The sequence below is a fragment of the Geothrix sp. PMB-07 genome (genome assembly GCF_030758935.1).
In the GTDB taxonomy this organism is placed as follows: domain Bacteria; phylum Acidobacteriota; class Holophagae; order Holophagales; family Holophagaceae; genus Geothrix.
Genome location: NZ_CP132333.1, coordinates 565,450 through 577,013 on the forward strand (window position 1 = coordinate 565,450; position 11,564 = coordinate 577,013).

The 11,564-nt window shown below is 65.9% G+C and carries 10 protein-coding genes; 5 read left to right on the forward strand and 5 right to left on the reverse strand.

Going from position 1 to position 11,564, the window contains the following annotated elements; translation table 11 throughout:
• Positions 1-57 precede the first annotated feature (57 nt).
• The 3 genes from Q9293_RS02520 to Q9293_RS02530 are packed head-to-tail and all read left to right on the forward strand — an operon-like array spanning position 58 to position 1,424.
• Positions 58-573 (forward strand): RNA polymerase sigma factor, encoded by a 516-nt coding sequence (locus Q9293_RS02520; protein WP_306249708.1) that lies wholly within the window; start codon positions 58-60, stop codon positions 571-573.
• Positions 560-1,078, forward strand: coding sequence for a hypothetical protein (locus Q9293_RS02525; protein WP_306249710.1), 519 nt, complete (start codon positions 560-562; stop codon positions 1,076-1,078). Before Q9293_RS02520 ends, Q9293_RS02525 begins: the two co-directional genes overlap by 14 nt.
• 58 nt (positions 1,079-1,136) lie before the next feature.
• Positions 1,137-1,424 (forward strand): hypothetical protein, encoded by a 288-nt coding sequence (locus Q9293_RS02530; protein ID WP_306249712.1) that lies wholly within the window; start codon positions 1,137-1,139, stop codon positions 1,422-1,424.
• A gap of 173 nt (positions 1,425-1,597) precedes the next feature.
• Here the strand turns inward: Q9293_RS02530 and Q9293_RS02535 are convergent, their stop codons facing one another.
• Together Q9293_RS02535 and Q9293_RS02540 are read right to left on the reverse strand one after the other, a co-directional pair.
• A complete protein-coding gene (locus tag Q9293_RS02535) occupies positions 1,598-3,508 on the reverse strand; it encodes a helicase-associated domain-containing protein (protein ID WP_306249714.1) in 1,911 nt (636 codons plus the stop codon).
• Positions 3,509-3,657: 149 nt separating this feature from the next.
• Positions 3,658-6,465: an IPT/TIG domain-containing protein gene (locus Q9293_RS02540; protein WP_306249717.1), complete on the reverse strand. Its 2,808-nt coding sequence runs from the start codon at positions 6,463-6,465 to the stop codon at positions 3,658-3,660.
• Between the two features lie 245 nt (positions 6,466-6,710).
• Between Q9293_RS02540 and Q9293_RS02545 the strand changes: the two genes are divergently transcribed.
• On the forward strand, positions 6,711-8,456 hold the full coding sequence (locus Q9293_RS02545; protein ID WP_306249718.1) for a DNA repair helicase XPB: 1,746 nt from the start codon (positions 6,711-6,713) through the stop codon (positions 8,454-8,456).
• Here Q9293_RS02545 and purK read toward each other — a convergent pair.
• The 3 genes from purK to Q9293_RS02560 are packed head-to-tail and all read right to left on the reverse strand — an operon-like array spanning position 8,453 to position 11,138.
• Complete coding sequence (gene purK, locus Q9293_RS02550) at positions 8,453-9,604, reverse strand: 5-(carboxyamino)imidazole ribonucleotide synthase (RefSeq protein ID WP_306249719.1); 1,152 nt, start codon at positions 9,602-9,604, stop codon at positions 8,453-8,455. The two genes, Q9293_RS02545 and purK, sit on opposite strands and share 4 nt — an antisense overlap.
• Complete coding sequence (gene purE, locus Q9293_RS02555; RefSeq protein ID WP_306249721.1) at positions 9,601-10,083, reverse strand: 5-(carboxyamino)imidazole ribonucleotide mutase; 483 nt, start codon at positions 10,081-10,083, stop codon at positions 9,601-9,603. The genes purK and purE overlap by 4 nt, the downstream gene beginning before the upstream one ends.
• Positions 10,083-11,138 (reverse strand): sodium-dependent bicarbonate transport family permease, encoded by a 1,056-nt coding sequence (locus tag Q9293_RS02560; protein WP_306249724.1) that lies wholly within the window; start codon positions 11,136-11,138, stop codon positions 10,083-10,085. The genes purE and Q9293_RS02560 overlap by 1 nt, the downstream gene beginning before the upstream one ends.
• Before the next feature lie 108 nt (positions 11,139-11,246).
• Here Q9293_RS02560 and Q9293_RS02565 point away from each other — a divergent pair, with 108 nt between their 5' ends.
• Positions 11,247-11,561, forward strand: a complete 315-nt coding sequence (locus tag Q9293_RS02565) for a MarR family winged helix-turn-helix transcriptional regulator (protein ID WP_306249726.1) — start codon at positions 11,247-11,249, stop codon at positions 11,559-11,561.
• Positions 11,562-11,564 lie beyond the last annotated feature (3 nt).

The window sequence follows — 11,564 nt, forward strand, 5'->3', positions numbered from 1 at the left end:
CAGCGTAGCCGGAACCTAAGGCGGGTTCCTGGCATCCTAAGACGTCGGAGCCCATGCATGGCGCAACCCCAACCAGAGACCCCGTTCGGCACCCAGGAGGCGTTTCACGCGGCCTTCGCCGAACTTTATCCCAGGCTGGTGAGCTATGCCCGCCGTTACGGCGCCACGTTCCCCGAGGATATCGCTCAGGAGGCTTTCGTCATTCTGATGCAGCGGGAAGAGCGGGTGGAGCATCCCACCGCCTTCCTCTACGGCACGGTGCGCACCCTCTCACTGACTGAGCGTCGACCCATGAAGAACCAGAACATCAGCCTGGAAGCGGTTACGGAGCCGGGCCATGCCGGCGGTGCCGATGACCTGGTGCTGAATCAGGAGGTGCGGGAGCGCATGCGCCTGCTTTCGCCCACTTTCCGCGAAGCCCTGTGGCTGTTCGTGGTGGAGGGGCTCTCCATCCGGGAGATCGCCGACATTCTCGACATTCCCGAAGCCACTGTGAAAACCCGCATTCACCGGGCCAAGGCCCAACTCAAAGATCAGCTCAATCCTTCTGGAGGCGTGCATGTCCTGGTCTGATCCCGCCCGGCGATTTGAGCCCGCTGAAGATGTGCAATTGCGGGCCGAGCTCCGCGATCTCCTGGGCCTGGGGCCTGTGGTGGCCGCCAAGGCCGCCGAGCCCACTGCCGAATTGACCGCCCTGGCAGAGGACCTCCGCCGGGAGGCCCAGCGCCGCAGCCGCACCCAGCGGAAACGCCCCACCTGGGGTCTCCTCGCCGCAGCCGCCCTTCCCGTGCTGGCTGCTCTGGCTGGTCTGGGTTCTTGGGGCCTGCATCAGAAGGAGCGGGCAGATGGTCTTGCCGCCCAGGCCCAGCGCCAGGAGCAGGCCTTGACCCAGCTGGCCGCAGTTCACGCTTCGGAAGTGGCCAAGGAGCGTCAGGCCAAGGAAGAGGTGCAGCAGCAGTTGCAGCTGGCTTCCCGCAAAGGTGGGAAGAAAGCCGAACCCTACCTGGTGATTCCCGTGGAGAAGCCGGTCAAGGTGCTCAGTGACGATTACCAGCGCGTGAAGCAGCTGCCGAAGTAAGCCAAGGGTAAGCCTCCAATCGGCATGGTCTTGGCAACACCAGCGGCAAGGTGTGCCCATGGCAAGCAATCCCCTGCTTCTCCTCATCCTCCTGCTTTCGGCGCTGGCCACCATCCTGGCCGGGATGGGGGTGTTCGGAAACAGTCGCCCTCCCGATCCGCGTTTGAATTCCCTGCTGAATGACCTGGATGACATCAAGGGCATCCTGTCCCAGCTGCAGAAATCCGTACTCCAAACCGAGCGCAAGCTGGAAAAGGAGATCCAGGTCTCCCGGACGGAAAACCGTGAAGTGGTCGAGAAATTGGCAGAGGTCCTCGACAAGCGGCTGAAGGAACTGGTCGGCTAGGGCCGGACGAACCACCCGGGTCGGATTCTATTCGGGGTCGGCCAAAGTAGGAGCCCGGTTTGCGCGGGCGAGTGCGCGAGGCCTTCAGAGCATGTGCTAAGCGAAGCCCGGCTCTGCCGGGAAGAGCGCGGGGGGCCGGGGGTGTTCGCGCAGCGAGGAACCCCCGGAGATCATCATCCCGCCTGGCTGTGGTTCGCCGGCGTCCAGCCCCGCTCGTTCAGCAGCTTCACGCCCTGGATGCGGGTCAGCCGGAAGGCCATCTCCTCCTGGTGCAGGTGGCAGAAGGCCAGCAGGTGGTCCTCCTGGATGGTGCGGGGCGACACCCGCCGCAACTGGGTGCGGTGGGCGGCCGGGGGCAGGTAGGTGAGCTCCACCATGAGCGTGTGGCCTGCGGCGTATTCGAGGATGCGCTGCACCTCTTCGGCCAGCTGGTCCTCGCCGCCCAGGTGCAGCATGGGGATGCGGCGCTGCACTTCCTGGTAGAGGGCTGGATCTTCGTCGTGCAGCCGCTGGATGGCGGTGCGCACCATCTGCTGGACGGGCTCCAGGTGATGGTTCATGCCCTTCTCATCCACGAAGGCCAGGGCGGCCAGGGCCCAGAGGTAGAGCTTCTCGTCGCTGTCCACACTGAGGGCCAGGAACCGGCCGGGCTTGGGCATGAAGCCCGCCTGTTTGAGCAGCGCATGGGCATTGCCATCGCCACGCACCTCCAGGACCGTATCTGACAGCGAGCCCAGCTTGAGGGGCGCCAATTCAGGACGGAGCTTCAGTTCCTCGGCCAGGTGGGCCGTGCGGGCCCTGACGAGCCGTACCCCCTGCTGGACTTCCACCTCGCCCACACGGCGGGAAAGATCCTCCAGCAACTGAAGCAGGGGCTGGGGCAGGGTCTGCGTGGCGGCGCCCAGGCGCTGGGCCAGTTCTTCCAGAGGCACGCCCGCATCCAGCGCGCGCACCAGCGTGGCGTGGCTGACCCGGAAGGTGCCCATGGCATCCAGGGATTCCACATCCGCCAACTGGGCCAGTTGAAGAAGACGGTGGGGGCTCTGAAGCAGGGGGGTCAGCAGTTCCAGGGTGGGCTGCATGATCATGGGCTGATCCTGGTCCAGCGGGGCCCAATGGGCGGCGGTGCCCTTCAGGTCGCGGAGCAGGTATTCGTGGGCCAGCGCTTCACCGTGTTCCGTGAGCCGCAGGTGGGCATAGCCCTCGTCGCCCTGGATGATGCCCATGCGGCCCAGGAAAGGCAGGAACACCGTACGGGTGCGCTCCTCATCCAGGGGGTGGAGGGTGCGGAGGAAGGCCAGGAAGGGGAGCACGGCCAGGGTCTGGCTGCGCCGCTCCAACAGGTGTTGCATGAGGAAGTGGCGGTCTTCCGCCGGGGGCATGCCCCAGGCTTTGAGATCGTGTTCCAGCAGGCTGGCAAAGGCGCGCTCAGCCACCCAGCGGGGCGGATGGCTGGTAACGGCGGGCAGCAGTGTTTCCACTCGGCCATCGCGGTTCCAGAGCAGGCCCAGGCGGTGCAGCAGGGTGAACAGCAGCGTGGCGTCCTGCTCTTCCAGGAGCATGGCGTTGCGCTGCATGAGCTGGCCCAGTTCCTTCTTGGCCGGCAGGCCGCCCTTGAGCACGCGCAGGCCCGCCACGCAGCGCAGCAGCACGGACGTGAGGGCCAGAGAAAAGCGGAACGGTTCGGCGGATTTCAGCTTGATGTCTGCGGGGGCCGCGAAGTTCAGGGCTCCATCGTCGAAATCTTCCAGGGCATCGGCCACCCGCTCGGCCACGGCCCAGTCGGATCCGGCGGGCAGGATCAGGCCCAGGTCGCGCAGGCTTTCCAGCTGCTTCGCTTCGGGCATCGTGCCCTCGTGGGCGAGGTGCTTGAGCGCCACCAGGGCCTCGCTGTCCAGATCGGCCAAGGTATCCGACAGGCGCTTATGATCCTCCAAATGGAAGACCATGGTCTTCAGCAGCCGCATGCGGCCATCGGCGCCGTCCTCGGAACGGATGGGAATGGGTAGCCGCCGTCGTTCGCAGATGGTTCGAAGCTGCTCATCCGAGCAGTTCGATAGTAGCTGGAAGTGCGTGTGCGTCATGAGCACCCGAGTACAGAGGATCTTTCAGTATCCCACGGAAACCAGAAACGCTCACGCGCAAAAAGTGTACGTCAGGGGGCTCCGCCCATCCGGGCCGCCAGCGGGAGGCCTGGATGGGCGGAGGGCGCCTTTTGTGGGAGAGGCGGAGGTTACTGGCCCGCTTCGAGGCGGTGGGTGGGGCCCGCCACGCCATCGCTGAGCACGACATCGAAGCGATGCCCGCTGGCGGGGATGGTGTGGCTTCCCCCGGTGAGGATGGCGATGACTTCGCCGGTGTCGGCATCGCGGACCATGGCCGTGGGGTGGATCGATGCATCCCAGCGGATCTGCATGCGGTCGCTGGCGATCCGGCGGGCCTCGGGCGCGCTGGTGACGATGCGCGCCATGGCACTGGCGGGGGAGGTCGCGGACCGCAGGCTTCCCTTGACCAAACCGCCTTTGAGGATATCCAGCCCGGCAACGGCATCCAGCACTGCCGTTCCCAGGGGGAGGGCCATGACGAAGTGGCGTTCGCCTTCGCGGGCTCCGCAACCCAGTTCCATCAGTTCCAGAGCGCCGCTGAAGACTGGCTTCCCTTTCTGGTCGAGGCAGTTCAGCGTGTAGTCGCCCGATTCCGGAACAGAAGATGGCAGGGCCCGGGTGCGGAAGGCAGGAAGGAACTCCACTTGCCCATCGCCGTGGACGATGCCCCGGACGATGAGGCATTCCTGCGGCTGGGCCAGCGCGCTGGGGAGAGCCGCATCCTCGGCAGTCACGGTCAGGAAGCCGCCAGTGGCGCCGCGGAAATCCAGGATCTTCTTGTAGACGTAGTCGCTCACCCAGTTGGGGGTGCAGTAACCCATGATGTCCTTATCGGTCGAAGGAGAGTGGAGCGTGTTCAGCACGCTGTCGTAGCCCCAGACGCCGATGCCACCACCGGCATAGGGATAGTTAGGGTCGGTATCCTTCGGAACATTGGTGCCGCTTGAGCAGGGGCTGTGGTTGCGGCCCATGTTGTGACCTGTCTCATGAGCGAAAACCTCGGGGAACATTCCCCCGTCTGCATAACCCGAGGCCTTATCCCAGCCGATGGCGGTTCGGTACCTGTAGCTGTCTGCCGAGGTGTTGGGAACATAGCCCAGCCCAGCGGTGCCCGAGCTGTAGCTGACGTTCAGGGCCCCGAAGTAGTAGCGGTCCGAAGCGCCATCCGCCAGGTGCTTGGCGGCCAGATCGGCGAGGACGGTGCTCCGGTGCTTGTCGGCATCCTGCGCATCGAGGGTCGAAACCGAGGGCGTGAAGGCGGTCCCCACTTGCACATCCAGGGTGGCCACCGGGTACATCTTGGCCAATCGGGCCACCCAGGCATCCTTGTTAGTGGCGGTAATGTTGCCGGTGCCACTGGCCAGGACGACCGGGAAGATGGTGGTCTTAAAGGTGGGCACTGTGGTGCCCCCGAAGGTGAAGCTGGTCTGGTTGTTGGTCCGGTCCGCTTCGGCAATGGCATTTGCAGGGTCCACCACGGCCTGAATGCTGTAACCGGTGCCTGTGGGGGTGGTGAGGTCGGCGGCGGGAATGGCCAGGTTCCAACTGCTTGCCAGGGAAGCCTCGTTCACTTTCAGGGGAACGCTGGTTTGGGTTGAGGTCACGAGTTTGGGGTAGCCGGGCACGGCCACGCCATTATTGAACAAGGTCACCTGCACAGAAGGGGTCGCGGTGTTGGTCTGATTGGCTAGGACAAACAACCTGAGCAGCCCGGCCTTGCCCGCCACGATGGGTACCGCGTTATCCAGGGTTTGGGTGCTTTGAGTGAGTTGGAGCTTCTCGATGTGGAGGTCCAGAGTGGTGCTGGCGCTGTTCACCGTGAAGGTGCGGGGTGGCAGTGAACCACCAGGAATGGTGACCACCACATTTCCGCTGGTGGCCCCGGCGGGGACGGTGAAGGCGATTTGATCCTGGGTGGCGGTGATGGGGGTGATGGCCACGCCGTTCAGCGTGACACCGATGCCTGAGCCTCCCAGGTTGGCTCCGGTGAGGACGACTGGGGTTCCCACGGGCCCCTGGGTGGGGTACATGCCCGTCACCGTGGGGGTGCCCAATGTCACGGTGAAATTGGTGGCAGAGGAACCGGTGCCTTGGGCGTTGGTCAGGCTGATGGGTGCGGCTCCTGGCGTAGCAGCGGCGGGAAGGGTGGCGGTGAGGCTGGTGCCATCCTTCAGGGTGTAGGTCGCGCTGGCGCCACCGAGCGTCAGGTTTGTGAGCCCGAAAAAATTCATTCCGCTGATCTGCACCGTGGCCAGGCCAGCCAGGCCGGTGTTGGGGGTGAAGCTGGTGATGGTCGGCTTTAGGTCGGTGGAACTGGACACGCCGACAGTGACGGTCACATCATCCAAGAGAAAAGCGGTGAGGGTTGTGCCAGCCTGCACACCTTTAAAGGAGAGACGCACCACCTTCCCTTTGAAAGGGAGAAGATCCACCGAGAAGGGGACGTAGGCACTTGGGCTGTGGGCATCAGCATTGGATTTCGTGAGGAGTAACCCATTGCTCATGAGGTTGCCGGAAGTGTCCAAGGCTGAGACCGTAAACAGATCCACCGCGGCAGAGCCCGTCTGGTTGGTGACAATTTTGAGGTAGAAATCGACCTTCGCTGATTGCGCCGTGGAGGGAATGAACACGTCCTGATAGATCTGGTCTGTGTTGGCGGTGGTGTAACCGTCCAGCCAGGCAAACTGACTCCCGCCATGAGCGGCGGAGTAGGTGATCGCAGGATCCGCAGATTGGATTACCGCTGTATCGCCTTGCCAGACGAGCGGCGAGTTGTCCTCAAAACCTCCATTCATCAGGACCTGTGCCGAGTAGGCCGCGGGAGGAGGTGTGGGGGGCGTGGTGGAGGAGGCGGAACTGCCACTCCCTCCGCCGCCACAGGCGGCCAAAGCGAAGAGGCTCAAGGCGGCGAGGCAACGCATGGCGGGAAAGGACATGGCGGCTCCGAAGCGGGCTCCCGAATCCGGGGCGATGGTGGATGGATTCCGGAAACCCCTACCTTAACCTGGGGCATCCAGCGCGGGGCGGCATTCAAAGGGGCTTAACAACTCTTAACGGCAACCGGGAACCCCGCTTGAGGAGGAGACCCGGAAAGCAGCCGCGGAAGGGGACCCCTGGTGGTCCTTCCGTTGACCCGCCTAGGCAGATCGAACTACGCTCAAAGGTTTGGGTCTGCCATCCCGTGATCGCCCTCCGCCCCGACAACCCCCTGATCGTCCAGAGCGATCGCACGCTGCTGCTTGAGGTGGCCCATCCTGCGTTCGAGCAGGTGCGCGATGAACTGGCGCGCTTCGCAGAGCTGGTGAAGAGCCCCGAGCACATCCACACCTACCGCATCACGCCCCTCAGCCTTTGGAACGCCTCGGCCTCCGGCGTGAGCTGCACGGACATGATCGAAACCCTGAACACCTGGTCGAAGTACCCGGTGCCGCAGAACCTGCTGCAGGAGATCGAGGATCACGGCACCCGCTACGGCAAGCTGCGCCTGGTGGCCAAGGGGGATCGCCTCGCGCTCGAAATGGATGATCGCGGCCTCTTCTGGGAGCTGGAAAACCAGAAGTCGCTGCAGGGCCTGCTGGCGGAGCCCTACCCAGATGAGAAGGGCATCTTCCTCAACACGGGCATGCGCGGCGAAGTGAAGCTGCAGCTCATTCGCCTGGGCCATCCCGTGCAGGACATGGCGGGCTACAAGCCCGGCGACCCGCTGCCCTTCGAGCTGGCCTCCACCACCAAGCAGAATGGCAAACCCTTTGGCCTGCGCCCCTACCAGCAGGCGGCGGTGGATGTCTTCCACGCCGGGGGCGGGCCCGATGGCGGCGCAGGGGTGCTGGTTCTGCCCTGTGGCGCAGGCAAAACCGTCATCGGCATCGGCTGCATGGGCAGCCTGCAAACGCACACGCTGGTGCTCACCACCAACGGCACGGCTGTGAAGCAGTGGAAGCAGGAGCTGCTCGACAAGACTTCCCTGACCGAGGATCAGATCGGCCTCTACACGGGCGACACCAAGGAGATCAAGCCGGTCACCATCGCCACCTATCAGATCCTCACCTACCGCCGCAGCAAGACCGGCCCCTTCGAGCACTTCACGCTGTTTGAAGCGGCCAACTGGGGTCTGGTGATCTACGACGAGGTGCACATGCTGCCGGCGCCGGTGTTCCGGGCCGTGGCCGAGCTGCAGGCCAAGCGGCGCCTGGGCCTCACCGCCACCCTGGTGCGCGAGGATGGCAAGGAAGAGGATGTCTTCAGCCTCATCGGCCCCAAGCGGGTGGACGTGCCCTGGAAGATGCTGGAGAAGGACGGCTTCATCGCCACCGCCCACTGCCTGGAAATCCGTGTGCCCCTGCCCACGGACGAGCGCATGGAATACGCGGTGGCGGATCAGCGCCTGCGCTTCCGCATCGCCTCCGAAAACAGCATGAAGATGGTGGTCATGGACGAGCTGCTGGCGGGCCATCCCAATGACAACATCCTCGTCATCGGCCAGTACCTGGAGCAGCTCCGCATCATCGGCGAACGCCTGAACGCTCCGGTGCTCACGGGCCAGACGCCAGAGAAAGAGCGCGAGTCGCTCTTCAGGCAGTTCCGCGAGGGCCAGCTGCGGGTGCTCATCGTGAGCAAGGTGGCCAACTTCGCCATCGATCTGCCGGATGCCTCCGTGGCCATCCAGGTGAGCGGCACCTTTGGTTCAAGGCAGGAGGAGGCGCAGCGCCTGGGCCGCATCCTGCGTCCCAAGGGCGACCGCAACGTGAGCTACTTCTATTCGCTCATCAGCAGCGAAACCACGGAGCAGGAATTCGCCCGCAACCGCCAGCTCTTCCTCACCGAGCAGGGCTACCGCTACATGATCGAGAGCCGCCGCTTCGACGAGCACGGCCGCCTGAACGAACCTTCGGTCTGGAAGCAGCTTCTGGCCGATACCGCGGGCTAGGGGAGCGCGGGGTCCAGATGGGCCACCGCCGCTTCCGCGCGGGCCAGGGCCTGGGCTGCCGAGGCCCCGCACACGGTGAGGTGTCCGACCTTGCGCCGGGGCCTGGGCTCCTTGCCATAGAGGTGCAGGGACACGCCCGGCACAGCGAGCACCGCCTCCATGGGGGGAGGCGATGTCAGCCAGAGGTCGCCCAGCAGGTTTATCAACACGGAGGCGCCCTGGGCTTCGGTGGAGCCCAGCGGCAGGCCGCAGATGGCCCGCACGAATTGTTCGAACTGACTGGTGGGGCAGGCCGCTCCGGCCGCGTGGAAGGTGTTGTGGGGGCGAGGCGACAGCTCGTTCACCAGGAGCCGGTCCGATTCGGTCACGAACAGCTCGACGGCGAGCAGCCCTTCCAGGCCCAGCGCCACCGCCAAGCTGGTCGCGAGGTCGGTGGCCTCCTTCGCCAGCCTCCGGGGGACCGGGGCGGGAAAGAGGGAACAGCCCAGCACCCCGTCGTCATGCCAATTGGCGGCCGGGGGATGCGCCACCACCTGACCCAGCGGTGACCGGGCCACCAGCACACTCAGTTCCTGACGCAGCCGCAGCTCCTGCTCGGCCACCGAGGGCCCGTTCAGCTCCTTCATGGCCTGGGCGGCCCCGCCGGGCCCTTCCACCCGGACCTGGGATCGGCCGTCGTAGCCGCCCTGGGTGCGTTTCACCCGGCAGGGACCGAACGCGGAGAGAGCCTGCCGCAGTTCTTCCTCGTTCGCCACTTCCCGCCAGGGGCCGACGGGGTATTGGTGATCCTCCAGCCAGCGCTTCTGCCGCGCCCGGTCCTGGATGCAGGACAGCACCTCGGCCCCGGGCCGGAGCAGCCCGGTCTCCGCCACCGCCTGTAGAACCGCCGGGGCGATGCGTTCGATCTCATAGGTCACCACAGCGGAGCGCCGGGCCAGTTCCCTTGCTGCCTCGGCGTCATCGAAGGCGGCTACGAGGACGGCGTCCGCCACGGGGGTGGCCGCGCAGTCCGCATGGGGATCGAGCACCACGACCCGGTACCCCATGCTGCGGGCCGCCAGGGCCGTCATGCGCCCCAGTTGCCCCCCGCCGAGCAGGCCGAGGGTGGCGCCCGGGAGGATGGGACCGGGCCTCGATTCCAGAGTCATGGAAGCACCTCCGCGAGGACGCCAGCCTCTGCCGAAGCCCGCAACTCCTGCAGGCGCCGCTGCAGGTCCGGGTTGTCCAGCGCCAGGATCTGGGCCGCGAGCAGCGCCGCGTTGCGGGCTCCGGCCTTGCCGATGGCGAGGGTTCCGACGGGCACGCCCCCGGGCATTTGAACAATGGAGAGCAGCGCATCCAGGCCGTTCAGCCCCGTGGCCGACACGGGTACGCCGAGCACCGGGACCAGGGTGTGCGCGGCGACCATGCCAGGCAGGTGCGCGGCACCCCCGGCCCCGGCGATGATGACCTTGAGGCCACGCGCGGCCGCCGTGCTGGCGTACTCGGCCATCCAGCGGGGGGTCCGGTGGGCGGAGACCACCCGGGCCTCGAAGGGGATGTCCAGCTGCTGGAGGGCTTCGCAGGCGTGGGACATCACCTCGAAGTCGCTGCGGCTTCCCATGATGACGCCGACCTGGGGCTGCATCAGCGACCTCCCAGGAAGCTGGCGAGGCGCCAGAAGAGGGGGATGCCGACGACCACATTGAAGGGGAACGTGATGCCCAGGGCGAGGGCCAGCGAGAAGGCGGGATTGGCCTCGGGAAGGGTGGCGCGCACCGCGGGGGGCGCGGCGATGTAGGAGGCGCTGGCGGCCATGGCGCCGAGCACCGTCGCGCCCGAAGGAGACAGGCCCGCCAGGTGGCCCAGCAGCACGCCCAGCGCGCCGTGGAACAGCGGGGCCAGCGTGCCGAAGGCCAGGAGGAAGGGGCCCACCTTGCGCAGCTCCCCGAGGCGTTCCGCCGCCAGCATGCCCATCTCCAGCAGGAAGAGCATCAGGGCGCCCTTGAAGCCCGTGTCGAAGAAGGGCGAGACCTGCTTCCAGCCGCTGTCGCCCATGAGCCAGCCCACCAGGAGGCCACCCACGAGCAGAACCATGGTGCGCCCCGTCAGGACTTCATGCAGAGAGGCCAGCAGAGAGGGAGGCACAGGCACCGGTTCAGGGCCAGAGCCGAGAGCTGCGGCGCCGCCTGCCGACATGGAAACTTCCACCGCCTCCGGGGCGGGGGCGGTCCTGGCCTTGGCGAGCACGCCGATCCCCAGGGCGATGTGGATGCCGGGGCTTTCCAGGAGGGCCAGCAGGGTCGGCATGAAGCTTTCAGGAGCCCCGCCCATGGCGCCCACGAACTGCTGCGCCGCGATGAAGGTCACCGCGGAAACCGAGCCGTAGTGGGCGGCGATGCCGGCCGAGTCGGCGGTGGAGAAGCGGCCGAGCCGCCGCAGGGCGAGGTAGGCGGTCAGGGGCGTGATGCAGCCCAGGAGTACCGTCACCGCCGCAGGCTTGGCCAGGCTGGCCCATCCGGCGTGGCCCAGCTCGTGGCCGCCCTTCAGGCCCAGGGCCAGAAGCAGGTAGATGGCCAGGCTGTTGTAGAGGGCCGGCGGGATGCGCAGCTCGCTGCGCAGCAGGCGGGCGGCCAGCCCCAGCCCGAAGGCCAGGACGATGGGGGAAAGGAGGTTGGCGCCAAGGAGATCAAGGGTGGACACGGTCTGGGCTCCGGAGGGGGCGGGGTTAAGATGACAAATAATACATGAAACAAAATTCATGTATATTGAGACATCGAAGGCCGCGAAAATGGAAGAATGAATCGCGCCGTGTCCAGAAAACCGTCAGGCAAGCCTGCGGCGGCCCCCTGGACGTTCCTGTCCAACCATGCCCACGTGCTGATCTGCCTGGCCCAGGATCCCTCCCTGCGCATCCAGGATCTGGCCGACCGCGTGGAGATCACCTACCGAGCTGTGCAGCGCATCCTGGATGACCTGGAGGCGGCGGGCTACCTGAAGCGCAGCCGGCGCCAGGACGACGCCCGGAGCAACGAGTACAAGGTGAACACCAGCCTGCCCCTGCGCCATCCCATCGAACAGCACCAGCGGGTCTCGGCCCTTCTGGCCCTCGGGAAGGTGCGCTGAAGG

Coding starts and splice junctions, on each gene's coding strand:
- Q9293_RS02520 (WP_306249708.1), top strand. CDS start 58: ATGGCGCAACCCCAACCAGAGACCCCGTTCGGCACCCAGGAGGCGTTT.
- Q9293_RS02525 (WP_306249710.1), top strand. CDS start 560: ATGTCCTGGTCTGATCCCGCCCGGCGATTTGAGCCCGCTGAAGATGTG.
- Q9293_RS02530 (WP_306249712.1), top strand. CDS start 1,137: ATGGCAAGCAATCCCCTGCTTCTCCTCATCCTCCTGCTTTCGGCGCTG.
- Q9293_RS02535 (WP_306249714.1), bottom strand. CDS start 3,508: ATGACGCACACGCACTTCCAGCTACTATCGAACTGCTCGGATGAGCAG.
- Q9293_RS02540 (WP_306249717.1), bottom strand. CDS start 6,465: ATGTCCTTTCCCGCCATGCGTTGCCTCGCCGCCTTGAGCCTCTTCGCT.
- purK (WP_306249719.1), bottom strand. CDS start 9,604: ATGACTCTGGAATCGAGGCCCGGTCCCATCCTCCCGGGCGCCACCCTC.
- purE (WP_306249721.1), bottom strand. CDS start 10,083: ATGCAGCCCCAGGTCGGCGTCATCATGGGAAGCCGCAGCGACTTCGAG.